Below are 25,463 nucleotides of genomic sequence, written 5' to 3'. Positions count from 1 at the left end.
CGGATTATAGCGACGGTTTCTCGGCTGTGCTATCCGAAAAATCCGATACGGTCATACGCAGAAACGTCGCGGCGAATTCGTCGGCGCACAGGGGCAGGCTGACGATGTAGCCCTGGATCTGTTCGCAGCCTTCTTCAGCCAGGAATTGCTGTTGGGCCAGGGTTTCGACGCCCTCGGCGATGATGGTGAATTGCATGCTGCGGCCCAGGGCAATGATTGCCCGCACGATCGCTGCATCGTGGGGGTCGTCGGGTAGGCCGCGGACGAAAGACTGGTCGATCTTGAGGATGTCCAGCGGCAGGCGCTTGAGGTAGCTCAGGGAGGAATAGCCCGTGCCGAAGTCGTCGATAGCCAGTTGCACGCCGAGCTTCTTGAGTTGATGCAGCACCGTCAGGGCTTCTTCGGCCTGGCTCATGATGAAGTTTTCGGTAATTTCCAGTTGCAACAGACCAGGCCTGAGATGGTTCTCTCGCAGGAGTTGTTCGATGCGTACCAGCAAGTTTGGTTGGCGAAGTTGCGCCCCTGCCAGGTTGACCGACAGCGGACCGAAGCTTTCGTAGGCGCTGTTCCATTCGTGTAACTGCCGGCAGGCGTGTTCTAGGACCCAATCGCCGATCTGCAGGATCATGCCGTTTTCTTCCGCCAGGGGAATGAAGTGTTCCGGTGGCACGTCGCCAAACGTCGGGTGAGTCCAACGAATCAAGGCTTCGGCGCCCACCAGTCGATTATCGGCGAGGCTGATTTTCGGTTGGAAAGACAGTGACAGCTCGTTACGTTCAATCGCTCTGCGCAATTCGTATTCCATGGCTACGCGTTCGCTGGCCTGGGCGGTGAGGTCGCGGGTGTAGCTTTCCACCCGGTTGCGGCCCTTGGCCTTGGAGCGGTACATCGCCGCATCGGCGTTCTTGACCAGCGTGGCGACGTCGCAGCCATCCTGAGGGTAGAGGCTGGTACCGATACTGGCGCTGATGAAGAACTCGTGTTCGCCGGCCTGGAAGGGGGCGGCGAAACAGTTCAGCAGCTTCAGGGCGATGTGCTCGGCGTCGCTGGGCTGCTGCAGGCCCGGCAGCAGGATGATGAACTCGTCGCCGCCCAGGCGCGCCACGGTATCGATATCACGCAGTTGTTCCCTTAGGCGCACAGCGATGCCCTTGAGCAGCAGGTCGCCGACCGGGTGTCCCAGGCTGTCATTGATGTGCTTGAAGCGGTCCAGGTCCAGGAACAGCACGGCACCCTGTCCGCCGTTCTCCTGCTGGTTGTTGAGGGCCGTCAGCAAGCGGCTTTCGAACAGTGTGCGATTGGGCAGGCCGGTAAGCGGATCGTGGTGAGCCTGGTAGTCGAGCTTGGCCTGGGCGTGTTTGAGGCTGGAGATATCGGCGAAGACGGCGACGAAATGGGTGATTTGCTGATCACGATTGCGCACCGCGCTGATGGTCAGCCAACTGGGGTACAGCTCGCCGTTCTTGCGGCGATTGGAGATTTCCCCCTGCCAATGCCCCTCTGCCGTCAACTGGTGCCACATTGCGGCGTAGAACGCACTGTCGTGCAAGCCGGAAGCCAGCAGGCGTGGCGTATGGCCCAAGGCTTCGGTTTCGCTATAGCCGGTGATTTCGCTAAAGGCGCGGTTCACGGCGCTGATGTGCTGTTGCGTATCGGTGATCAGCACGCCTTCGGCCGTGCTTTCGAACACGGTGGCGGCCTGTTGCAGTTTTTCCTGCATCAGATGGCGTTCGGTGATGTCCCGGGCGATGGTCAACATGCAGTCTTCGTTGCCGATGGGCAGCGGGCGGCTGGAGACTTCGCAGAGCCGTATCTGCCCATCGTTGCGCCTGATATGGCAGCTGAAATCCCGGACATAGCCGTCACGTTGCAGCAGGTCGAGCATCTGTTTGCGTTCGTTGAGGTTGACCCAGATCCCCAGGTCCAGGGTCGAGCGGTCCACCGACAGGGCGCTGTTGAAGCCGGTGATACGGCTGAAGCCTTCGTTGACTTCGATCAGCAGGCCGTCGCTTTGTCGGGACAGCAGCAAACCGTCGGGCGAAGCGTGGAACGCCTTGGCGAACTTCTCTTCGGAGGTTTGCAGCTGTTGTTGGGTTTCCTTGAGTTGACTGATGTCCCGCACCACCACGACCAGCGCGGGGGTCGTGTCGAGGTCGAAGGGTTCGGCGGAGATCAGCCCGGTGAACACCTGGCCGTTGCTGCGCCGAAAGGGCATCTCCAGGTTGCGGATACTTCCGGCCTGCAAGCGCTGCAGTAGGCTCGGGCCAACGCCCTGGATACCCCAGATGTTCAGCTCGGTCGCGGTCTGGCCCACCACCTCGTCGGCGCTCAGGCCGATCTGTTCTTCGAAGGCCTTGTTCACTTCCAGCAGGCATCCATCCAGCAGGCGCGCGATCACGAGGATGTCCGGGCACTGGCGGAATACCGAGGCGAACTTCTGTTCCGAGAGACGCAGCGCTTCCTCGGTGCGCTTGGCTTCACTGATGTCGATCATCAGCCCGCGCATCACCGGTTCGTGACCGTGTTCGATCAGGCTGACAATGTCGCGGACCCACAAGCAACGGCCATCGGCGGTGATGACCCGGTAATCGATAGAATGGTCGCGCCCGGCAAGCAGTTCATGATCGCAATAGGTCTGGGCGCGGATCAGGTCGGCCGGATGAATGATGTTGCGCCAGAAGCCCGGTATCAGCCAATGGGCAAGGGGATAGCCGAGCAAGTCTTCGGCATGGGGCGACACGTAGGTGTAGGTGAAGTCGCTGACCTTGGCTTCCCAGGCAATCGCCGAGAGGCTTTCCACCAGCCCGCGATAGTGGTATTCGCTGCTGCGCAGTTCCTGCTCCAGGTCGACTCGACGGGCGATTTCCGAGCTGAGGCGACGGTTGATACGAATCACGACCGCCAGGATACCCATCAAGAGCAGCAGTCCTGGCAGGCCATAAAGCAGCAAGTCCGACCAGAACTCTCGGTAGTCGCGCACATTGCCGACCCATTTCTCCTGGATTTCAGCGATCTCGGCCGGGTTCATGTCGGCGATGACCTTGTCCAGGATGCCGACCAGGATCTTGTTGTCGCGGGGAACGGCCATAGCCAATTGATAGCGATAGGGCGTCTCGCCGCTGACATAAAGGCCTTCGAGCTTGAGCTGGCGCAGGCTCCAGACACTGGAGGCAAGGTCGCCTACCACGGCATCCACTTTATCGGTGGCCAGGGCTTGCAGGGTTGAACTGACGTTGGGCAGCGCCACCAGGTTCAGGTCGGGATGATGATTGCGCAGTAGCTCATGGGGGGCATAGTTTTCCACCACGGCAATCTTCAACCCGTACAGGTCCTTGAGATTGTGAGGTTGGGCTCCGCCTCGGTGGGCCAGGATGACGATGGGAAAGTCCAGGTAAGGGCGGGTAAATGCCAGGAAATTCTGCCGTTCGGGGGTGGACATGATGCCAGGCAGCAAATCGATTTTGCCTTGTGCGACGGACTCCAGCACAGCGGTCCAGCTGGCAGGCTCGATGGGTGTGAGCGTGACGGCCAACCGCTCCCGGATGATTTCGACGTAATCGGCGGCCAGGCCTTGATAGCGGCCTTGATCGTCGCGAAATTCGAACGGTGGCCATGAGGCATCGACGCCCAGGCGCAGGTCGGGGTGGTCCTTGAGCCAGCGGCGCTCTTCGTCAGTGAGCATCAACGCGCCAGCCGTTGCGGTCCAGGTCATCAATGACAGCAGGAGCAGGGCCGTCAGTCTGGGCATCACGGTCTCGTCATGGCATAGGGAGGATGTTTCGAGTGTAGACGGGCAATGGGGCGGGGGGCATAGCGAAGGGGATTTTATCTGCATAAAACAAAACCCCCGGCAGGGCCGGGGGTTTTGAAGATCACTCGTCGAGGAAGGAGCGTAGATGCTCGCTTCGTGTCGGGTGGCGCAGTTTGCGCAACGCCTTGGCTTCGATCTGACGAATCCGCTCGCGCGTCACGTCAAACTGCTTACCGACTTCCTCGAGGGTGTGGTCGGTATTCATATCGATGCCGAAACGCATGCGCAGTACCTTGGCTTCACGGGCAGTGAGGCCGGAGAGTACTTCACGAGTCGCTTCCTTGAGGCTCTCGACGGTGGCGACATCGATCGGCGACTGCATGGTGGAGTCTTCGATGAAGTCACCCAGATGGGAGTCTTCATCATCACCGATCGGCGTTTCCATGGAGATCGGCTCTTTGGCGATCTTCAGTACCTTGCGGATCTTGTCCTCAGGCATTTCCATGCGTTCGCCCAGCTCTTCCGGAGTCGGTTCGCGACCCATTTCCTGCAACATCTGCCGGGAAATACGGTTGAGCTTGTTGATGGTCTCGATCATGTGCACCGGAATACGGATGGTGCGGGCCTGGTCGGCGATCGAACGGGTGATCGCCTGGCGGATCCACCAGGTGGCATAGGTCGAGAACTTGTAGCCGCGACGGTATTCGAACTTGTCCACCGCTTTCATCAGGCCGATGTTGCCTTCCTGGATCAGATCGAGGAATTGCAGGCCGCGGTTGGTGTACTTCTTGGCGATGGAGATCACCAGACGCAAGTTCGCTTCGACCATCTCTTTCTTCGCGCGGCGGGCCTTGGCCTCACCGATCGACATGCGACGGTTGATGTCCTTGATCTCGGCGATGCTCAGGCCGGTTTCGGTCTCCAGTGCGCTCAGCTTCTGCTGGCAACGAACGATGTCCGGTTGCAGGCGGGCAATGGCCTCGGCGTATTTGGTCTTGCCTTTGGCCAGTGCATCGGTCCAGCTTTCGTCGACTTCGTTACCCGGGAACTGGCGCAGGAAGTCGGCACGTGGCATGCGGGCATCGCGAACGCACAGTTGCATGATCGCGCGCTCTTGCTGACGCAGGCGATCCAGGGCGCTGCGAACACGCTCGACCAGGCCTTCGAACTGCTTGGGCACCAGCTTGATCGGCATGAACAGCTCGGCCAGGGCCAACAGCTCGGCAATCGCCTGCTTGTTGTCGCGACCATGCTTTTTCAGCGCCTTGCGGGTGATTTCCATCTGCTCGGCCACGGCGCCGAAACGCTGTGCGGCGACGATAGGATCAGGACCGCTTTCGGCTTCTTCCTCGTCCTCGCTGGCTTCGGCGTCGTCGTCATCGCTGTCGTCGTCGGCCTTCTCGGCCTTGGCGTCGATCGGCGGCGGTACTTCGGCGGCAGGCGGCGTGGTGCCGTCGTCCGGGTCGATGTAGCCACTCAGCACGTCGGACAGGCGGCCACCTTCGGTGGTGACGCGGGTGTACTCGGAGAGAATATGGTCGACCGTGCCGGGGAAGTGCGCAATTGCGCCCATCACTTCACGGATGCCTTCTTCAATACGCTTGGCGATTTCGATTTCGCCTTCACGCGTGAGGAGCTCTACCGTACCCATTTCACGCATATACATGCGCACGGGGTCGGTGGTGCGACCAATGTCGGTCTCGACAGCCGCCAGCGCTGCGGCCGCTTCTTCAGCGGCCGCCTCGTCGGTATCGGCGTCGGCCAGCATAAGGGCATCCTTATCTGGCGCAACCTCGAATACGTTGATCCCCATGTCGTTGATCATGCGGATGATGTCTTCCACCTGTTCCGGATCTGAAATATCCTCCGGCAGGTGGTCGTTGACCTCCGCGTAAGTCAGGTAGCCCTGCTCACGACCCAATAGGATCAACTCTTTGATACGAGACTGCTGTTGCGCTTTTCCGGACATAACACCCTATCCACTGAAGGTCTTGGCGGGCAAAAAACAAGCCGAGGATTATACCTGAGCTGTGACCTCACGCGCCAGTTGAGGTCGGGTTTGATGCGCAAACATTGCGGTTGAGTAAGTCGCGCAATTGGTTCTTCTCTTCGCTGGTCAGCTCGCTCTGGCGGGCTTTTCGCAGAAGTTGTTCCAGGTTTCGCTCGCGTTGGCGGGCGGACAAGCTAGTAATGGTGTCGAAAAACTGTTGTTCAAGGTTGTCTCCATCAATCAGCCATTCCTTCTCGGCCAGGGCCTTCAACAGGCGACCCTGCTCGGTGCCATGCCAGCGTGCGATCAGCTGGAAAGAGTTTAGCCGGGGGTTCTTCTGCACGGCTTCGAGAAGGGCAATCAGCAATTGCGTATTGCTGTGGTCTTCGGCAGCGAAGTGCCCGGCGTCCTCGACCTTTTCAGCCAGTTGCGGGTGATGCAGCAAGGTACGCAGGGCGGCCAGTGTTGGTGGTTCGACGGCGGCCGGCACGCGCGGGGCACGTGGTTGGTCGCGATCGCCGCGCTTACCGTTCTTGTCCCAGGGTTTCTTGTCCCATTTCTTGCCGCCGCTACCGGCCTTTTTCGGTGTCCATTCCTGCTGCGGCGCATAGTCCTGCTGAGGATGATGATAGTCGGCGAAATCCGGCATCGCGTCGTAGTCGATGCCCGGGTCATACGCCGGCGGCGCCTCCGCCGGGGCGCTATGGGCCAGTTGGTTGACCGCTTCGCTGTTGAGGCCGGTGATTTCGGTCAGGCGCTGGCGCATCAATGTGCGCAGGTTGGCGCCGGGTACCTTGTCGATCAGCGGTGCCGCGAGGGTCACCATATGGGCCTTGCCTTCGAGGGAGCGCGGGTCGGCCTCTTCGGTCAACTGCTGGAAAAAATAATCGGCCAATGGTTGCGCGTGTTGATTGATCCGCGCGCGGAACGCATCGGTGCCTTCGGAGCGCACCAGGGTATCGGGGTCTTCACCTTCCGGCAGGAACAGAAAGCGTGCCCGCCGGCCATCCTGCAGGCACGGCAGCGTGGCTTCCAGTGCGCGCCAGGCGGCATTGCGACCGGCCTGGTCGCCGTCGAAGCAGAACAGCACGCTGGGCACGACGCGAAAAAGTCGCTTCATGTGCTCTTCGCTGGTGGCCGTGCCCAACGTCGCAACGGCATTGCGCAGGCCTTGCTGGGCGAGGGCGATGACGTCCATATAGCCTTCGACGACGATGATCTCGTCGAGGTTGCGGTTGTTCTTGCGGGCCTCATACAGGCCGTACAGCTCTTGGCCCTTATGAAATACCGGGGTTTCCGGGGAGTTCAGATACTTGGGCTTGTCATCGCCCAGAACGCGGCCACCGAAGGCAATGATTCGCCCGCGCGTATCGCGGATCGGGAACATCACCCGGTCGCGAAAACGGTCGTAGCGCTTGCCGGTCTCGGCGTTCTCGATCAGCAGGCCGGCGTCGATCATGGCGCGTTGCTGCAGCGTGTCGCTGCTCAAGTGCTTGTACAGATTGTCCCAGCCGGGCGGGGCGAAGCCGAGGCCGAAGTCCCGGGCAATTTCGCCGGTCAGGCCGCGACCCTTGAGGTAATCCACCGCGGCTTTGCGGGCCGGATGGCTTTTCAGGGCCTGACGGTAGAAATCTGCCGCCGCGGTCAGCAGCGGGTAGAGCGGCGAGTCGGTGGGCTGGCGCGGCTTGTGTGCCCGACCGCTTTCCTCGCGAGGAATTTCCATGCCGGCGGCTTTGGCCAGTTCTTCGACGGCCTGGGGGAAATCCAGGTTGTCGTGGTCCATGATGAAGCCGAGGGCATTGCCGCCCGCGCCACAGCCAAAGCAGTAATAGAACTGCTTGTCGGGGCTGACGCTGAAGGACGGGGTTTTTTCCTTGTGGAACGGACAGCAGGCGGTGTAGTTCTTGCCGGCCTTTTTCATTTGCAGGCGAGAGCTGACCACATCGACGATGTCGGTGCGGTTCAAGAGGTCGTCAATAAAGCTCTGGGGAATCAGCCCGGCCATGGCGTTCTCATCATCACTGCGCGAAATAGGGGCCCGGAATCGGCAGGCGTAACCGGGGCCTGGTCTTGAGACACTGTAAGCGGTGGCTCGACCGGGTTGTCTGCATCATTGCTGTTGGGAAGTGTATCTGCCGATAATCCGCTGACGTTAATTACCATCGGTATTCGACTGTTTGAATATGTTGCGCTGAATCCGGTAACGGCCGGTCAGGCCTCGGATAGCTCATCGAGCGGGCACGCAAGCAGGTGCCATGGGCTGATCGTCGTTAGAGGAATCAGGGTGTGCTCGTCAGTAGCCTTGGAAGGCTCGTCAGAAGAGACGTGCACCGCTGGCAAAAAAGCCAGGTCTGACGTGATGAGGCGGTTGTCTCGGTCGCATCGGCGGCTTTGACAGTGAAGCATCAAGCGTTGTTCCGCAAATGCCATAAGCCCGGCTTGAAGGCCGGGCTTGGCAGAAGCTTGCTACGAACGTCTGTGTATTAGTACAGACGTACGGCGCGGCGCTGTTCGCGCTGAACTTTCTTGGCGTGACGCTTAACAGCGGCTGCTGCTTTGCGCTTACGCTCGGAAGTCGGCTTCTCGTAGAATTCGCGGCTACGAACTTCAGCCAGAACACCGGCTTTTTCGCAGGAGCGCTTGAAACGACGCAGAGCTACGTCGAAGGGTTCGTTCTCTTTTACTTTGACGGCTGGCATCCAGAGCTACCTTCATTCATTACCGGGGTCAACATCCTCGCGGCAAAAGAGCACTTGAAGACGTCGGTTTTTAAGGGTTGCGGATGTTAACCCCTCAACGCCAGGAATGCAAAGCCTCTGATCGAAAACCGCTGGTCGGGGCACAACGTGGCGACTATTATGCGCGCCTTCGAATTCAGCCTCCACAAGGCGCAAACCCATGCTAGTACTGGGATTAGAAACGTCCTGCGACGAAACCGGCGTCGCGCTCTACGACAGTGAACGCGGCTTGCTGGCCGATGCGCTGTTCAGTCAGATCGACCTGCACCGTGCCTACGGTGGCGTGGTGCCCGAGCTTGCGTCCCGCGATCACGTCAAGCGCATGCTGCCCCTGATTCGTCAGGTCCTGGCCGAGGCCGGCTGTGTGCCGACCGAGATCGATGCCGTCGCCTATACCGCCGGGCCGGGCCTGGTGGGCGCATTGCTGGTCGGCGCTTCCTGTGCCCAGGCGCTGGCCTTTGCCTGGGGCATACCGGCCCTGGGCGTGCATCACATGGAGGGGCATCTGCTGGCGCCCATGCTGGAGCCGCAGCCACCGGAGTTTCCGTTCGTCGCCTTGTTGGTTTCCGGCGGCCATACGCAGCTGGTCCGGGTCGACGGTATCGGTCGATATGAGTTGATGGGTGAAAGCCTTGACGATGCGGCCGGCGAAGCTTTCGACAAAACGGCCAAGATGATGGGGCTCAATTATCCGGGGGGACCGGAAATCGCCCGGCTTGCGACCCAAGGGGTTGAGGGACGTTTCGTGTTTCCTCGTCCGATGTGCGACCGGCCGGGCCTGGATTTCAGTTTCAGCGGCTTGAAGACCTTCGCCCTGAACACCTGGCAGCAGTGCGTTGGCGCCGGGGGCGACCATGAGCAAGCCCGTTGCGACATCTCGCTGGCGTTCCAGCAGGCCGTGGTGGAGACTTTGACCATCAAATGCAAGCGCGCCCTGAAGCAGGCTGGGCTCAAGCGCCTGGTCATCGCCGGTGGCGTGAGTGCGAACAAGGCGCTGCGGGTGTCGCTGGAAAAAATGCTTGGCGACATGAAGGGCGACGTTTACTACGCTCGGCCGCAATTCTGCACCGATAACGGCGCGATGATCGCCTATGCGGGCTGTCAGCGCCTGCGGGCCGGTCAGCAGGAAAGCCTGGCGATCAGCGTGCAGGCGCGCTGGCCGATGGAGCAGTTGTCGCCGTTGTAAAGTATTTAGAAATGTCGTTCGCGCCCGGCGAACAGGTCGCGTAGATTGCCCCGGTGACGCCAGACGATAAGCGCGACGAGCGCGGTCATCGGCAGCAGGGCTTCGGGTTCCTGCCAGGCCAGCAACGGCAGGGTCAGCGGGGTGGCGATCAGTGCGGCCAGTGAGCTGGTACGGGTCAGGTAGAACATCAGCAGCCAGGCCGAGACGGCCAGCAGTGCGGCGGGCGGATACAGGCCCAGCAGCATCCCGGCGGCGGTGGCGACACCTTTGCCGCCCCGAAAGCGGAAGTACAACGGGAACAGATGGCCGATGACCGCGCAGACGCCGATCCAGGCCTGTTGCTGCAGCGAAAGCCCTGCAAGGCTGGCGATCAGTACCGGCACCAGGCCTTTGCAGAGGTCGCCGAGCAGGGTCAGGACGGCGAGTTTGCGTCCAGCCAGGCGCAGCATATTGGTGGCGCCGGCATTGCCTGAACCACTCATTCGCGGGTCGGGGTGACCCGTCAGGCGGCTGAGCACAATGGCGAAGGACAGCGAGCCGAGCAGGTAGGCGAGGATCGCCAGTAACCAAAACATGCTAACTATTCCGGGCGAGGATGCCCTGATTCTAACGGCGCATTGCGCCCTTGTCGTGCTGCGGAGAAGAGTGCTTGGACAGAGTGTTTATCGAGGGCCTGGAAGTCGACACGGTGATCGGTGCCTACGACTGGGAACGAGACATCCGACAGTGCCTGCGACTGGATCTGCGTTTCGCTTGGGATAACCGCCCGGCCGCCGCAGGCGATGACCTGAATCTGGCGCTCGACTACGCCAGTGTCACATCGCGCATCCAGGCATTCGCCGCACAGGCCCGGTTCGAGTTGGTCGAGACCTTCGCCGAGCGGCTTGCCCAGGAACTGATGGACGAGTTCAAGATTACCTGGCTGCGTCTGAAAGTGACCAAGCCTGGCGCGGTTCCGGCGGCCAGTGGAGTGGGTGTGGAGATCGAGCGCGGATGTCGCTGACACAGGTTTTTCTCGGGCTCGGCAGCAATATCGAGCGCGAAACCCATTTGCGCGCGGGGCTTGAGGCCCTTGCGGGCTTTCTGGTGGACATACGCTGTTCGGCGGTGTTCGAGAGCCAGCCGGTGGGCATCAAGAGCGGGCCTTTCTTCAATTTCGTCGTATCGGCCTTCACCGACCTGCCGCTGATGGAGCTGGACCGTCGTCTCAAGTGCATCGAGGCGGATAATGGCCGTTATGCACCGGATCGCAAGGGCCTGCCGCTGGACATCGATGTGTTGCTGTATGGCGAGCAGGTCGGCAACTTCGATGGTCTGATTCTGCCGCGGGCGGAAATCCTGAAAAACGCCTTTGTCTTGTGGCCATTGTCGCTGATTGCACCGGACCGTGTTCATCCAGGCGTGGGCAAGAGTTTCGCCACGTTGTGGGACGAATCGCAGATTGACCAGGTCCTGGCGCCGGTGGCTTTCGAATGGCGGGGCGAGCAGTTGACGTCTGCGGACCTGCTGCAATCTTCCTGACGCTATCCCGAACAGGCTCACTCCCACAGTGTCCGTAATACCCCGGATCCATCCTCCTGTGGGAGCGAGCCTGCTCGCGATGGCGGTCATCCGTCCACTGAAAATGCAAGCGGACACGAACCCCTGTCAGTTCGCCCCCTCCTTGTATGCTTTCAACGCCTTGAGCCGCTCGCGCTTGATTGCCTCCCCCAACTCAGGCCCTTTGAAGCCTTTCTCCAGCAAGGGCTGTACCGCCACCGAGCGCGCCGCCGCTGCCGCACCGCGCAGATAATCCGCCTGTGGATAACTTCGATTCTCCAAGCCCTTACGGCCTCGGGCATCCATTTCGCAGGCTGCAATAAACTCTTCGAAACGTTGTGGGCGGCGGTACACATCAAAGCTCTGGAGCAATTCGAGCAAGGTAGACGCCTTCAATTCAAGCGCCCGATGGCCATGGGTGTGAAATTGGCCAACCAATAGGGCCAATTCCTGGCAATCCCGTGGCACCTTGAAACGTTCGTTAACCGCCTTGATCGGTTTCAATCCCTTGTGCTCATGGGCGATGTGTCGCGGCCAATCGAGCTCGGGTGTCAGGGCTTTGCCCAGATCATGCAGCAGGCAGGCCCAGCGGACCGTCAGTGGCTGTTGATGCCGGGCAGCCTGTTCCAGCACGCTCAGGGTGTGTACGCCGGTATCGATTTCCGGGTGATGGGCTTCGGGTTGCGGTACGCCGAATAGCGCATCGACCTCGGGCATCAGGACCTTCAGGGCCTCGCAGTCGCGCAGGACCTGGATAAACACCTGTGGCTGGTCTTCCATGAGGGCTCGGGAAATTTCCTTCCAACTGCGTTCGGCGGTCAACGCCTCCAGCTCGCCAGAATCGCTGAGCTGGCGCATCAGCTCCAGGGTCTCGTCTGCAACCTTGAAGCCCAGTGGGGCATAACGGGCTGCAAAGCGGGCAACCCGCAGGACTCGGAGGGGATCTTCGGCAAACGCCGGAGAAACGTGGCGCAGCAGGCGAGCTTCGAGGTCCCGTTGGCCGTGGTAGGGATCGGTGAGGTTGCCATGATCATCTTCTGCCATGGCATTGATCGTCAGGTCCCTGCGAACCAGGTCTTCTTCGAGGGTTACTTCAGGGCTGGCATGAAACACGAAGCCGCCATAGCCCCGGCCGCTCTTGCGCTCAGTGCGGGCGAGGGCGTACTCCTCGCCGGTATTAGGATCGAGGAACACAGGAAAGTCAGCACCCACTGGGCGAAACCCCTTGGCGAGCATTTCCTCGGCGGTGGCGCCCACCACGACCCGGTCGACATCGGCGACGGGGATGCCTAGCAGGCGATCGCGAACGGCGCCGCCGACTTTATAGATCTGCATAAAAAACCTCCGTTGATCCGACAGGATAACCTTTGCGTCGGGCCAGCGGAGGCTAAAACGGGATCAGAGATGGATGACGGCCAAGTCTAGGCGGCCGTAATCACCTTCGGTCTGTTCGTTTCTGGGCGGGACATGGTGGGTTTTCATGACCTGGTCGCCCTGCAGGGTTTCCAGGTGGATGTCGAAGCCCCACAGGCGATGCAAGTGCTTGAGTACTTCATCCGTGGAGTCGCCCAGCGGTTTACGGTTGTGCGCCTGGTGACGCAAGGTCAGCGAGCGATCCCCCCGGCGGTCGATGCTGTAGATCTGTACGTTAGGCTCGCGATTGCCCAGGTTGTATTGCGCGGCCAGGGTTTCGCGGATGGTGCGGTAACCGCTTTCATCGTGGATGGCGGGCACCAGCAAGTCGTCCTTCTGGTCGTCATCGAGGATGCTGAACAATTTCAGGTCGCGGATCACTTTGGGCGAGAGGTATTGCAGGATAAAACTCTCGTCCTTGAAGCTGCTCATGGCGAACTTGATCGTGGACAACCAATCCGAGCCGGCAATTTCCGGAAACCAGCGGCGGTCCTCTTCGGTGGGGTTTTCGCACATGCGCCGTATGTCGCGGTACATGGCAAAACCCAGTGCATAAGGGTTGATGCCGCTGTAATAAGGGCTGTCGAATCCGGGTTGGAACACCACGCTGGTGTGGGACGTCAGGAACTCCATCATGAAACCGTCGGTGACCAGACCTTCGTCATACAGGTCGTTCATCAAGGTGTAATGCCAGAACGTGGCCCACCCCTCGTTCATGACCTGGGTCTGGCGTTGCGGGTAGAAATACTGGGCAATCTTGCGCACGATGCGCACGATTTCCCGTTGCCACGGTTCCAGCAGCGGAGCGTGTTTTTCAATGAAATAGAGAATGTTTTCCTGGGGTTCGGCGGGGAACCGTGCGTTGTCCTTCTCACTGTACTTGTCGGCACCCTTGGGGATGGTGCGCCACAGGTCATTGATCTGCTTTTGCAGGTGTTCTTCCCGGTCTTTCTGGCGCCGGCGCTCTTCTTCCGCGGAAATCGGATAGGGCCTTTTGTAGCGATCCACTCCGTAGTTCATCAGGGCATGGCAGGAGTCCAGGAGGTCTTCCACGGCATCGATGCCGTGGCGCTCCTCGCATTGCATGATGTACTGCTTGGCGAACACCAGGTAATCGATGATCGAACTGGCATCCGTCCAGGTGCGGAACAGGTAGTTGCCCTTGAAGAAACTGTTGTGGCCGTAGCACGCATGCGCTACCACCAGTGCCTGCATGCAGATGGTGTTTTCTTCCATCAGGTAGGCGATGCAGGGGTCGGAATTGATCACGATTTCATAAGCCAGCCCCATCTGGCCACGAGTGTAGGATTTTTCAGTACTGAGGAAGTGCTTGCCATAGGACCAATGGTGATAACCCAGGGGCATGCCGACCGACGCGTAGGCATCCATCATTTGTTCAGCGGTGATCACCTCGATCTGGTTGGGGTAGGTATCGAGGGCATAACGGTCCGCGATACGGCTGATTTCGCGGTCGTAGGCCTGGATCAGCTCGAACGTCCATTCGGAGCCGGTGGAGATGGGTTGGCGCTTCTGCTCTTTTTTGGCGGTCATGTCACTAACCTGCGCTGGAAGAGTTCACGGAAGACCGGATAGATATCCCCGGCCGAGACCAGTTGCTGTTGCGCGAACGTATCGGAAAAGGCTTCGGCGATGCGTTCGTATTCATACCACAGGGCCTGATGTTCCCGAGGTGTGATCTCCACATAGGTGTAGTACTGGACGAACGGCATGATCTGGTTGATCAGGATGTCACGGCAGATCGGTGAGTCGTCGTTCCAGTTGTCCCCGTCGGAGGCCTGGGCCGCATAGATGTTCCATTCGTTGGCCGGATAACGCTCGGCCATGATTTCCTGCATCAGCTTCAAGGCGCTGGAAACGATGGTGCCGCCGGTTTCCCTGGAATAGAAGAACTCTTCTTCATCCACCTCCCTGGCACTGGTGTGGTGGCGGATGAACACCACGTCGATCTTGTCGTAGTTTCGCTTGAGGAATAGATACAGCAGGATGAAGAATCGCTTGGCGATGTCCTTGGTGGCCTGGGTCATGGAGCCGGACACGTCCATCAGGCAGAACATCACGGCCTTGGAGCTGGGGTTCGGCTGTTTGACCAACAGGTTGTACTTGAGGTCGAAGGTGTCGAGGAACGGAACCCGGTGGATGCGAGCGCTGAGTTTCTCTATTTCCGCTTCCAGGTCCTGAATGTCGCCGAAATTGTCGGGTTCCTCAGACTTCAGTCGAGCCAGCTCTTCCTTTACTTCGCGCAGTTTTGCCCGGCTGCTGCCCGACAAGGCGATGCGCCGGGCATGGGCTGAGCGAAGCGTGCGGATGATGTTGATCCGCGATGGATTGCCTTCGTTACTGATGCCGGCGCGCACGGTCTTGAAGGTGTCGGTGCCGGTCAGGTTGCGTTTGACCAGGTTCGGCAGTTCCAGGTCCTCGAACATGAACTCCAGGAATTCCTCCTGGGTAATCTGGAACACGAACTCGTCCATGCCTTCGCCGGAATTGCCGGCCTTGCCGGGGCCCTTGCCGCCGCCTCCACCCGGTGGACGGGGAATATGCTCGCCGCTGGTGAATTCCTTGTTGCCAGGGTGCACGACGGTCTGTTTGCCGCCCCGGCCATGGTGAAGTACCGGCTCGTCGATGTCGCGACCGGGAATGCTGATCTGTTCGCCATGTTCCATGTCGGTGATGGAACGACGGCTGACCGCTTCTTCCACGGCCTTCTTGATGTGGTCACGATACCGCCGCAGGAAGCGCTGGCGGTTTACCGTGCTCTTGTTCTTGCCATTGAGGCGTCGGTCGATCACATAGCTCATAGGGCCCTCCGGGCAGCCTCAAGTGATGAGCTACAAGCTTCAAGTAGAAGCACGGTTACCCGATTGCCAGGGCTAACGCGCTTTTTCCTTGGAGCTTGCAGCTTGTAGCTTGTAGCTGTTTTATTGCGATTTCCGGACCCGCAGATACCACTCGGAAAGCAGCCGTACCTGTTTGTCGGTGTAGCCACGTTCGACCATGCGTGTGACGAAGTCGTTGTGTTTTTGCTGGTCCTCCTTGCTGGCCTTGGCGTTGAAGCTGATGACCGGCAACAGGTCCTCGGTGTTGGAGAACATTTTCTTCTCGATGACCACCCGCAGCTTTTCGTAGCTGAGCCAGGTGGGGTTCTTGCCGTTGTTGTTGGCTCGCGCCCGCAACACGAAGTTGACGATCTCGTTGCGGAAATCCTTCGGATTGCTGATGCCTGCCGGCTTCTCGATCTTTTCCAGCTCCTCGTTGAGCGCTACCCGGTTGAGAATTTCCCCGGTTTCCGGATCGCGGTATTCCTGATCCTGAATCCAGAAGTCCGCGTACAGCACGTAGCGGTCGAAGATGTTCTGGCCATATTCGCTGTAGGACTCCAGGTACGCGGTCTGGATCTCCTTGCCGATGAACTCGATATACCGCGGGGCCAGGTATTCCTTGAGGAAACGCAGGTACCGCTCGCGGGTTTCCGCCTGGAACTGCTCCTGCTCGATCTGCTGTTCCAGCACATACAGCAGGTGTACCGGGTTGGCGGCGATCTCGTGGGGGTCGAAGTTGAAGACCTTGGACAGGATCTTGAACGCGAAGCGCGTCGACAGGCCGTTCATGCCTTCATCGACCCCGGCGTTGTCACGGTATTCCTGGATCGACTTGGCCTTCGGATCGGTGTCCTTGAGGTTTTCACCGTCATACACCCGCATCTTCGAATAGATGTTGGAGTTCTCCGGCTCCTTGAGGCGCGAGAGCACGGTGAACTGAGCCAGCATCTTCAGGGTATCGGGAGCGCAATGGGCCTTGGCCAGTGAGCTGTTGAACAGCAGCTTGTCGTAGATCTTCACCTCGTCGGTGACCCGCAGGCAGTACGGCACCTTGACGATGTAGATCCGGTCGATGAACGCTTCGTTGTTCTTGTTGTTGCGGAAGGTGTGCCATTCCGACTCGTTGGAGTGAGCCAACAGGATGCCGTTGAATGGAATCGCCCCCAGGCCCTCGGTACTGTTGTAGTTGCCTTCCTGGGTTGCGGTAAGCAAGGGGTGCAGCACTTTGATGGGCGCCTTGAACATCTCGACGAATTCCATCAAGCCCTGGTTGGCCCTGCACAGCGCGCCCGAGTAGCTGTAGGCATCGGCATCGTTCTGTGGGAATTCTTCCAGCTTGCGGATATCGACCTTGCCCACCAGGGCCGAAATGTCCTGGTTGTTCTCGTCGCCTGGTTCGGTCTTGGCCACCCCGATCTGGTTGAGAATCGATGGGTAGAGCTTGACCACCCTGAACTGGCTGATGTCGCCGCCGAACTCGGCCAGGCGCTTGGTGGCCCATGGCGACATGATGGTATTGAGGTAGCGGCGTGGAATGCCGAAATCTTCCTCGAGAATCGCGCCGTCCTCGGTGGCGTTGAACAGCCCCAGGGGCGATTCGAACACCGGCGAGCCCTTGATCGCGTAGAAGGGCACCTTTTCGATCAGTTGCTTGAGTTTTTCGGCCAGGGACGATTTACCTCCACCCACCGGGCCAAGCAGATAGAGGATTTGTTTTTTCTCCTCCAGGCCTTGGGCTGCGTGGCGGAAATAGGACACGATCTGGTCGATGCATTCTTCCATCCCGTGGAAGTCCTCAAAGGCCGGATAGCGGCGAATCACCTTGTTGGAAAAAATCCGCGAGAGCCTCGAGTTGGTCGAGGTATCCAGCAGTTCGGGTTCTCCGATCGCCAGCAACAGACGCTCTGCAGCCGATGCGTAGGCACTGCGGTCCTGCTTGCAGAGTTCGAGGTATTCCTGCAGCGAGTATTCCTCCTGCCGCGTGGACTCGAAACGTTGCTGGAAGTGGCTAAAAATACTCATGACGTCACCTCGCTCGATACGTGGAGCCGGTGTCGGATCAATCAGTCGTTGCTGGTCAGCCGCTGGGAATCCAGCTGCCGTTTATCCCCCCAGAATGCTTCCAGGATGAAGGCTCCTGAAAGCTGACTCCCGATGATCCGCGCGCCGGTGTACCGGCTCTCCCCTGTTTTGGATGGCCTGAGGCTAAGAATAGTTCGGAATCGGAGAGGCACAGGTGGAATGCGTAATAAGTTATGGCAGACCGTTCGTCTGCTATCGCCCAAGCCCGCGGTTCTCGCGGGTTTGGGCCGGGATAAAAAATTATTCGTGGGAGCCTTGCGCTGTGTCTGACGGATAAGTCGTGCGCCAGAGTTCAAAGCCGCCATCCAGGCTGTAGACGTCGGTGAAGCCCTGGCCGACCAGATAGGCGGCCGCGCTCTGACTGGAATTGCCGTGATAACAAACAACCACGACCGGAGCGTCAAGGTCGGCCTTGGTGATGAAATCGTGCAGGGAGTGGTTATCCAGGTGCTTGGATCCGCTGATATGAAGGGCGGAAAAAGTGCCGGGGTCGCGGATGTCGACGAAGACCGCGCCCTGTTCCCGCAGGGTCTGGGCTTGTTCCGGGGGAATGCGTTTGAATTCAGTCATGGGGAGGCTCCTGTCGCAGGCCAGGCGCCGATCAGACGGCGGTGCCGGTCGGCGACGATGCAAGGGTCGGGTGGTGGTGAGGGGGCTTGGCGTGCCCCTGTTCGTCGCAGTCGCAACGCAGTCGTTCGCCGGTATCGACGTTCATCAGTGTCAGTGCCTCGCCCCACACGCAACCGGTATCGAGGGCAAAGAGTCCTGGCTCGTCGCATTGGCCCAGCAGCGCTGCCCAGTGACCGAAAATGATCTTCAGGTCACGGGTCTTGCGCTCTTTGTGCTTGAACCATGGGGCATAGCCGGGCGGTGCGGTCTCGACGCCTTCCTTGCCCTTGAGGTCGAGCTTGCCGTCGCGGGTGCAGAAGCGCATGCGGGTGAAATAATTGGTGATGACCCGAAGACGGGTCACCCCGGTGAGGTCGTTGTCCCACTTGACCGGATCGTTGCCATACATGCCATCCAGGTAGGGACCGAACAGGTTGTCGTCGCGTAGTGCCTGTTCGACTTCGCCGGCGCACTTGAGCGCCCTGCGCAGGGACCATTGGGGCGGGATGCCGGCATGCACCAGTGCCAGGTTGCGCTGCTCGTCGTAATGCATGAGCTTTTGCTGGCGCAGCCATTCCAACAGTTCGATGCAATCGGGGGCGTCGAGGATTTCCTTCAGGGTGTCGGATTTCTTCAGACGCTCGATGTTTTGCCAGACGGCCAACAGGTGCAGATCGTGATTGCCGAGCACGCACACCAGGGACTGGCGGATGCTGAAGAGAAAACGCAACGTCTCCAGCGACTGCGGGCCACGGTTGACCAGGTCACCCACCAGCCACAAGGTATCTTTCTGCGGATCGAAGGCGACTCGCTCCAACAGGCACTTGAGTGGGCTGAGGCAACCCTGCAGGTCGCCGACCGCATAGGTGGCCATCAGTGCAAGGCTCCGGGCACCGCCAGGCGAAAGGGCTTGATGACGGCATCGAAGCGCTTGCCGTCCTCGGCCAGCATTTGATAGGTACCCTGCATGGTGCCGACCCGGGTCGTCATCACGGTGCCGCTGCTGTAGCTGTGGCTGTTGCCGGCGTCAATCAGTGGTTGCTGGCCGACCACGCCTTCGCCACGTACCTCTTCGACATGACCGTCGCCATCGGTGATGATCCAGTGCCTCGACAGCAGTCTGGCCGGTAGCGAGCCGTTGTTGCGCACGGTGATGGTGTAGGCGAAGGCGAAACGGTTATGTTCGGGTTGCGACTGTTCCGCCAGGAAGCGGGTGGTGACGCTGACGTCGACCTGATAACGAGGATCGGACATGCAAAAGGGCCTTAGAAGCGGGACGCGGGCGTGGCTGAAGGGATCAGTCTAGGCCAAGTATCGGGTAGTAAACCAGAGGGGCGTCCCACCCGAGACGGTCATTGTCCGTCAGATGGCTTCGGCTTTCGGTGCGGCCTGTTCGCTGAGCTTGTCGGCCAGGCGCACGAAGGCGGCCAGATCCAGCTGCTCGGGGCGCAGGCTGCCATCGACGCCTGCGGCCTCGATTTCGGCGCTGCTGAGCAGCAACTTCAGTGTATTGCGCAGGGTTTTGCGACGCTGGTTGAAGGCTTCGCGTACCACGCGCTCCAGCAGGCGATGGTCTTTGGCCGGATGCGGTAGCACCGCATGGGGGACGAGGCGGACGATGGCCGAGTCGACTTTGGGAGGGGGATTGAATGCCCCCGGGCCGACGTTGAACAGGTGTTCGACCCGGCAATGGTACTGGACCATGATCGAGAGGCGCCCCCAGTCACCACCGCCAGGACCTGCGGCGAGGCGTTCGACCACTTCCTTCTGCAGCATGAAGTGCATGTCGCGGATCAGGCCGGCGTTGCTCAGCAGGTGGAAGATCAGTGGCGTGGAGATGTTGTACGGCAGGTTGCCCACGACCCGCAGGCTGTTCGGCGCGGCATTCAGGGTGTTGAAGTCGAACTTCAACGCGTCGCCCTGGTGCAGGTTGAAGTTGCTCTTGCCGGCGAATTGCTGGTTGAGGATCGGAACCAGGTCCTTGTCCAACTCCACCACGTCCAGTTGCGCACCGCTGCCGAGCAGGCCTTCGGTCAAGGCGCCCTGGCCCGGGCCGATTTCCAGCATGCGGTCGTCGGGCTTGGCGTTGATGGAGCGCAGGATACGATCGATCACGCCGGCGTCATGCAGGAAATTCTGGCCGAAACGCTTGCGCGCGCGGTGTTGGTATTGCTCGGTCATAAATGAGTCTCGGCCATCTGGTAGGCGGTTTCCAGCGCGACCTGCAGGCTGCCGGTATCGATCTTGCCGCTGCCGGCCAAGTCCAGGGCAGTGCCATGGTCCACCGACGTGCGGATGATCGGCAGGCCGAGGGTCACGTTGACTGCCGCGCCGAAGCCTTTGAACTTCAACACGGGCAGGCCCTGGTCATGGTACATCGCCAGCACCGCGTCGCAGTGCTCCAGATATTTGGGGGTAAACAGAGTGTCGGCAGGCAGCGGGCCATGCAGGTTCATGCCTTCGCTGCGCAAGCGCTCCAATGTGGGTTCAATGATGTCGATTTCTTCACGCCCCAGGTGTCCGCCTTCACCGGCATGAGGGTTGAGCCCGCAGACCAGGATGCGTGGGTGGGCGATGCCGAACTTTTCCTGCAGGTCGGCGTGCAGTATCCGCGTGACCCGCTCCAGGCGCTCCGGAGTGATGGCGTCGGCAATGTCCCGCAAGGGCAGGTGAGTGGTCACCAAGGCCACGCGCAGGCCGCGGGTAGCGAGCATCATCACGACCTGTGCGGTGTGGGTCAGGTCCGCGAGGAATTCGGTGTGCCCGGAAAAGGCGATACCGGATTCGTTGATCACGCCCTTGTGTACCGGTGCGGTGATCATGCCGGCGAAAGTGCCATCCAGGCAGCCCTGGCCGGCACGGGTCAGGGTTTCGAGGACGAAGCCGGCGTTGGCCTTGTCCAACTGCCCGGTGATGACCGGGGCGCCAAGGGAGGTATCCCAGACATACAAGCTGTCGGGCGGTGCTGGGACATCCGGCCAGGCGTCCGGTGTCACTGCAAGCAGGTTGACGGCCACGCCCAACTGCGCAGCCCGCTCAAGGAGCAGGTTGTGGCTGGTGATGGCAATCAGGGGATATGGCTGGGGCTGCGCGGCGAGCAGCAGGCACAGGTCGGGACCTATGCCGGCAGGCTCGCCGGGCGTCAGCGCGAAACGCTTGGGTTTCACTGCGCTGCCTGGTCTGCACCAGGGAGTTTGATTTCAACGTAGGCTTCGTCGCGGATCTGGCGCAGCCAGGTTTGCAGCTCTTCGTCGTACTTGCGATTACGAAGTACCGTCATTGCCTGTTGTTCGCGGGCCTGGGTGGTGCTGTCGGTGGCGCGACGGCCAAGGACTTCCAGGACATGCCAGCCATAAGGGCTCTTGAACGGCTTGGACAGTTGGCCTTGCGGCGTTTCGGCCATGACCTTGCGGAACTCGGGCACCAGCGCGTTTGGATCAACCCAGTTCAGGTCGCCACCGTTGAGGGCCGATCCCGGGTCTTCCGAGAAGCTCTTCGCCAGTTCGGCAAAGTCTTCGCCCGCCTCGATGCGGTCGTAGAGTTTCTCTGCCAGGCGCTTGGTTTCGGCTTCGCTGCGAATCTCGCTGGGTTTGATCAGGATGTGGCGAACATGGACTTCATCACGCACCTGTGCGCCGCCGCCACGTTTCTCCAGCACTTTCAGGATAATGAAACCGCCAGGAGTGCGGGCAGGCTGGGTGATGTCACCCACCGCCATGGCGCTCAGTTCGCGGTCGAATGGAGGCGGCAATTGAGCAGGCTTGCGCCAGCCCATATCGCCGCCTTCCAGGGCGTTTTCGCTGCCGGAGCGGGCGACCGCCATCTGACCGAAGTCGGCACCTTGCTTGAGCTGCTGGTAGACATCCATTGCCTGGCGATAAGCACTCTGAATCGCTTCGGAATTCGCGCTTTCCGGAGTAGGAATCAGGATGTTCGCCAGGTGCAGTTCTTCGGAAAGCTGCATCTTGCCCAGGTCGGACGCGAGGAAGTTCTTCACTTCCTGCTCGGAAACCTGGATGCGTTCAGCCACTCGACGCTGTCGCACGCGACTGATGATCATCTCGCGACGGATCTGGTCGCGGGCGTCATCGTAGGACAGGCCATCATGAGCCAACGCGGCGCGGAACTGGTCGATGGTCATGTTGTTGCGCTGGGCGATGGTACCGACGGCCTGGTTCAGCTCTTCGTCGGTGATACGGATACCGGAGCGCTCACCGATCTGCAATTGCAGGTTTTCGACGATCAGACGCTCAAGCACTTGCTGATCCAGCACGCCCGGCGGTGGCAGGCCGCCGCCGCGCTTGGCGATGGTTTGCTGCACTTCATGGACGCGCTGGTCCAGCTGGCTCTGCATGACCACGTCGTTGTCGACAATGGCCACCACTTTATCGATGGACTGTACTGCGGCGTTGGCCGCGGTACCCAGGAACAGCGCGCCCAGCATCAGCGGGCGCAGACAATCAGAAAGCTTGGTCTTCACGTTCACGATAACCTTGGATGCCTTTGTCGAGGAAGCTCTCTACCTTGGCGCCGGTGAGGCCGCCGAGTCCCTTCAGGACAATTTGGAGGAAGACGCCGTGGTCGCCTTTTTCGTTTTCCGGGGCGGCTTGACTGAACTCTTCGTAGTCGACCCAGTAACGGTTGATCAGGCGCAGTTTCCAGCAGCAGTTGTCGTATTCGAAACCACCAAAGGCTTCCAGGGTACGATTGCGGTTGTAGTCATACTGCCAGCGGCTGATAGCGTTCCACTGCGGAACGATCGGCCAGATGACCGAGAAATCGTGCTGCTTGATCTTGTAGTAGTCCTTCACGTAGCCGGGGGTGCCCGGTGTGCCGTAGTCGCCGCCGCCCACTTGCCATTGACCGGTGGCCTCGTCATAACGGATCTGGTCGTTACGATAGCGATAACCGGCGTTGATGACTTTGTTCGGGTTGTCTTCCGGCTGGTAATGGAACATCGCACTGCCCGAGCGTGGGCTGTGGGTATCCGGGTCCCAGTTGTAGGTGGCAGTGGTGCGCCAGTCGCGATTCCAGCGGAATTCGTATTCCAGCGCATACGGAGATACGTTCGACTTGGCGTCTTCGCGGGTCTTGAAATCGATGCCCGGCAGTTGGACTTCGCGATCCTTGAAGTACAAGGCCTGGCCGACACTGACGCGCTGACGCTCGAAGCCGTTTTCTTCGATCCAGCGGCTGGTCACGCCCAGGGACAGCTTGTTCTCGTCGCCGACACGGTCGGAACCGGTGAAGCGGTTATCCCGGAACAGCGAGGAATAGCTGAATGTCGATTCGCCGGTATCGAACACGGGAATGTCGCTCTGGTCCTTCTCTGGTACATAGAGATAGAACAGGCGAGGCTCCAATGTCTGACGGTAGTTGGTGCCGAACCATTGGGTGTCGCGGTCGAAATACAGCCCGCTGTCGATGCTGGCGATTGGCACGCCGCGGTTCTGGCTGCTGCTGTAGGTGCCCCGCAGGCGGTCCAGTTCCGCGCTTTGATTGGCAATATTGTCCTTGCCTTGAGCATCCAGGTCCAGATCGTACTGGGTGTATTGGTACTTGAGGGACGGCTTGATATAGCCATAACTGGCATTCATCGGCAGGCTTACAACAGGTGCCAGGTTCAGACGATTGCCGTTTGCACGAGCCAGGCCCCACACCCGCTCATCCAGCCATGGGGTAGTGATACCGTCCTCATCGCTGTAGAGGCCATCCCTCAGATCACGTTCAAACCGCACCAACTCGGTCTTGTAGGCGAAATCCAGCCCATACGGATGCTGCGGCAGGGTGCCGTTGAAGGTGATTTGCGGCAGGCGGTTATACGGCGTGATCTTCGAGATCGTCGCCATTTGATACGCCTGGGCATTCACTCGTGCAACGTAGTTGTCGCCCCGATAGCTGACCGCACCCTGTTGGTTCACGTAATCCCTGGACTCGACCCCGATCTGGTCGGTCTGCAAATCCTGGAAGTAATACGGGTCGCTGATCTTGGTGTAGTCGACTTCCGTCAGCACACGCGAGTCCAGCCCGCCTTTGTGCTGCCAGTTGTACATGTAGCGGGTCTTGCTGTAGTCGGACTGCTTGGCGCGCTCGTCTTCTTCGTCGTTGAGGTACGCAGCGCCGAACTGACCTTCGCTGGACTTGGTCAGGTAACGGAATTCGCCTTCCATCAACAGGCCGCGCTTGCTCATGTAGCGCGGATACAACGTGGCGTCGTAGTTCGGCGCCAGGTTGAAGTAGTACGGGGTGACCAACAGGAAACCGGTGTCGCTGCCGCTGCCGATAGTCGGTGGCAGGAAGCCGGACTGGCGACGGTCGTCGATCGGGAAGTAGATATATGGCGTGTAGAGGATCGGGATATCCTTGACCCGCAGCGTCACGTTGGTCGCGGTACCGAAGCCGGTGGCCGGGTTCAGGGTGATGTTGTTGCCCTTGAGCGTCCAGGCGTTGCTGTTCGGTTCGCACGTGGTGTACGTACCGTCCTTGAGACGGATGATCGCGTTCTCGGCACGCTTGGCGTACAGGGCGTTACCGCGGATGCGCGACTTGTGCATCACGTATTCGGCGTTGTCGACCTTGGCTTCGCCGGTGTCCAGCTGGACATCGGCGTGGTCGCCGACAATCAGCGCGCCGTTGTCGCGGACTCGCACATTGCCGCTCAGCTCGCCACGGTTCTCGGCCTGGTACAGGTTGGCTTCGTCCGCCTCGACCTGCATGCTGCCCTGGCGCATGACCACGTCACCGGCCAGGGTCGCCACCTGTTGTTCCTGCTCGTAGCGTGAAGCCTTCGCGCCGAGGAAGGTCGGGGCGTCGCTCTTGGCCGTCTTGTCATTCATGCCGGGACGGGGCGGCTCGATATAGGCACCGGAGCAATAAGGGCCGGTTTCGGCCAATTGCGCAGGCGTGAGGTTCTCCCGTGGAACCCAATCCAGGTGGCTGTAGTCTGCACTGCGCGACTTCAGGCCGCGGCCCTTGGCTTCGGTGACCAGCACCGGCTTGTCGCCGGCTGCTTCAACCGAGCTGCTGCCGGCCGCAGCGTCGCCGCTGTCGGCAACGGCACTGCCTTCATGCACCGGACGTGGCGGCAATGCGGCAGCCGGGGTCTTGGGGGAACAGTCCCAGGCACCCGAAGCGGAGACGGAGCAGTCATACTGCTGCGCCGCGACGACGAATGAAGAGGCCAGGGGTTGCAGGGCCAGCAGACTGCCGGTGACCAGCAACGGAAATTTTCTACGAAACGCGGGGGATTTCAATGCCATCTTATTAGTCCGGGCTTCCTGCGTGCCATCTGCCCGCGGTGTGGGCCGCACGCCTC

General features: G+C 60.1%; 19 protein-coding genes. 3 read left to right on the top strand and 16 right to left on the bottom strand.

The annotated features are described in order from the left end of the window. Positions 1-4: 4 nt before the first annotated feature. The 4 genes from N005_RS17135 to rpsU form a co-directional block, all read right to left on the bottom strand. Positions 5-3,748, bottom strand: a complete 3,744-nt coding sequence (locus N005_RS17135) for a bifunctional diguanylate cyclase/phosphodiesterase (RefSeq protein ID WP_047702300.1) — start codon at positions 3,746-3,748, stop codon at positions 5-7. A 124-nt stretch (positions 3,749-3,872) separates the two neighbouring features. Further along, entirely contained in the window at positions 3,873-5,720 is a 1,848-nt protein-coding gene (gene rpoD / locus N005_RS17130; protein WP_047702299.1) for an RNA polymerase sigma factor RpoD, read from the bottom strand. A gap of 67 nt (positions 5,721-5,787) precedes the next feature. Next, complete coding sequence (gene dnaG, locus N005_RS17125) at positions 5,788-7,746, bottom strand: DNA primase (RefSeq protein ID WP_047702298.1); 1,959 nt, start codon at positions 7,744-7,746, stop codon at positions 5,788-5,790. Between the two features lie 478 nt (positions 7,747-8,224). Next, on the bottom strand, positions 8,225-8,440 hold the full coding sequence (gene rpsU / locus N005_RS17120; RefSeq protein ID WP_002551877.1) for a 30S ribosomal protein S21: 216 nt from the start codon (positions 8,438-8,440) through the stop codon (positions 8,225-8,227). Between the two features lie 199 nt (positions 8,441-8,639). On the opposite strand from rpsU, the gene tsaD reads away from it, so the two are divergent. Further along, entirely contained in the window at positions 8,640-9,665 is a 1,026-nt protein-coding gene (tsaD, locus tag N005_RS17115; RefSeq protein WP_047702297.1) for a tRNA (adenosine(37)-N6)-threonylcarbamoyltransferase complex transferase subunit TsaD, read from the top strand. A 5-nt stretch (positions 9,666-9,670) separates the two neighbouring features. On the opposite strand, the gene plsY is transcribed toward tsaD, so the two are convergent. After that, positions 9,671-10,240 carry a glycerol-3-phosphate 1-O-acyltransferase PlsY gene (gene plsY, locus N005_RS17110; RefSeq protein ID WP_024777402.1) on the bottom strand — a complete coding sequence of 190 codons (570 nt, stop codon included), beginning with the start codon at positions 10,238-10,240 and terminating at the stop codon, positions 9,671-9,673. Positions 10,241-10,314: 74 nt separating this feature from the next. Here plsY and folB point away from each other — a divergent pair, with 74 nt between their 5' ends. Both folB and folK read left to right on the top strand, forming a co-directional pair. Next, positions 10,315-10,668: a dihydroneopterin aldolase gene (folB, locus tag N005_RS17105; protein ID WP_047702296.1), complete on the top strand. Its 354-nt coding sequence runs from the start codon at positions 10,315-10,317 to the stop codon at positions 10,666-10,668. After that, positions 10,659-11,186 (top strand): 2-amino-4-hydroxy-6-hydroxymethyldihydropteridine diphosphokinase, encoded by a 528-nt coding sequence (gene folK, locus N005_RS17100; RefSeq protein ID WP_047702295.1) that lies wholly within the window; start codon positions 10,659-10,661, stop codon positions 11,184-11,186. The genes folB and folK overlap by 10 nt, the downstream gene beginning before the upstream one ends. Before the next feature lie 126 nt (positions 11,187-11,312). Here folK and N005_RS17095 read toward each other — a convergent pair whose 3' ends face one another. The 11 genes from N005_RS17095 to N005_RS17045 all read right to left on the bottom strand — a co-directional run bounded on the left by N005_RS17095 (position 11,313) and on the right by N005_RS17045 (position 25,407). Further along, positions 11,313-12,539: a multifunctional CCA addition/repair protein gene (locus tag N005_RS17095; protein ID WP_047702294.1), complete on the bottom strand. Its 1,227-nt coding sequence runs from the start codon at positions 12,537-12,539 to the stop codon at positions 11,313-11,315. 63 nt (positions 12,540-12,602) lie between these two features. Continuing rightward, positions 12,603-14,168 (bottom strand): SpoVR family protein, encoded by a 1,566-nt coding sequence (locus N005_RS17090; protein WP_047702293.1) that lies wholly within the window; start codon positions 14,166-14,168, stop codon positions 12,603-12,605. After that, a complete protein-coding gene (locus N005_RS17085; protein ID WP_047702292.1) occupies positions 14,165-15,436 on the bottom strand; it encodes a YeaH/YhbH family protein in 1,272 nt (423 codons plus the stop codon). Before N005_RS17085 ends, N005_RS17090 begins: the two co-directional genes overlap by 4 nt. Positions 15,437-15,556: 120 nt before the next feature. Continuing rightward, positions 15,557-17,479 (bottom strand): PrkA family serine protein kinase, encoded by a 1,923-nt coding sequence (locus N005_RS17080; protein ID WP_047702291.1) that lies wholly within the window; start codon positions 17,477-17,479, stop codon positions 15,557-15,559. A 300-nt stretch (positions 17,480-17,779) separates the two neighbouring features. Then, positions 17,780-18,109: a thiosulfate sulfurtransferase GlpE gene (gene glpE / locus N005_RS17075; RefSeq protein WP_047702290.1), complete on the bottom strand. Its 330-nt coding sequence runs from the start codon at positions 18,107-18,109 to the stop codon at positions 17,780-17,782. A gap of 31 nt (positions 18,110-18,140) precedes the next feature. Beyond that, positions 18,141-19,022, bottom strand: coding sequence for a symmetrical bis(5'-nucleosyl)-tetraphosphatase (locus N005_RS17070; protein WP_047702289.1), 882 nt, complete (start codon positions 19,020-19,022; stop codon positions 18,141-18,143). Continuing rightward, positions 19,022-19,402: a Co2+/Mg2+ efflux protein ApaG gene (gene apaG / locus N005_RS17065; protein WP_047702288.1), complete on the bottom strand. Its 381-nt coding sequence runs from the start codon at positions 19,400-19,402 to the stop codon at positions 19,022-19,024. Before apaG ends, N005_RS17070 begins: the two co-directional genes overlap by 1 nt. A 108-nt stretch (positions 19,403-19,510) precedes the next feature. Next, positions 19,511-20,329, bottom strand: coding sequence for a 16S rRNA (adenine(1518)-N(6)/adenine(1519)-N(6))-dimethyltransferase RsmA (gene rsmA / locus N005_RS17060; protein WP_047702287.1), 819 nt, complete (start codon positions 20,327-20,329; stop codon positions 19,511-19,513). Continuing rightward, positions 20,326-21,315, bottom strand: coding sequence for a 4-hydroxythreonine-4-phosphate dehydrogenase PdxA (gene pdxA / locus N005_RS17055; protein WP_047702286.1), 990 nt, complete (start codon positions 21,313-21,315; stop codon positions 20,326-20,328). Before pdxA ends, rsmA begins: the two co-directional genes overlap by 4 nt. Then, positions 21,312-22,634 carry a peptidylprolyl isomerase SurA gene (gene surA / locus N005_RS17050; RefSeq protein WP_193753959.1) on the bottom strand — a complete coding sequence of 441 codons (1,323 nt, stop codon included), beginning with the start codon at positions 22,632-22,634 and terminating at the stop codon, positions 21,312-21,314. The genes pdxA and surA overlap by 4 nt, the downstream gene beginning before the upstream one ends. Then, entirely contained in the window at positions 22,609-25,407 is a 2,799-nt protein-coding gene (locus N005_RS17045) for an LPS-assembly protein LptD (protein WP_047702285.1), read from the bottom strand. Before N005_RS17045 ends, surA begins: the two co-directional genes overlap by 26 nt. Positions 25,408-25,463: the final 56 nt, after the last annotated feature.

The sequence above is a fragment of the Pseudomonas mediterranea CFBP 5447 genome (assembly GCF_000774145.1).
Classification (GTDB): domain Bacteria; phylum Pseudomonadota; class Gammaproteobacteria; order Pseudomonadales; family Pseudomonadaceae; genus Aquipseudomonas; species Aquipseudomonas mediterranea.
This window is presented reverse-complemented; position numbering and strand designations above follow the sequence as displayed.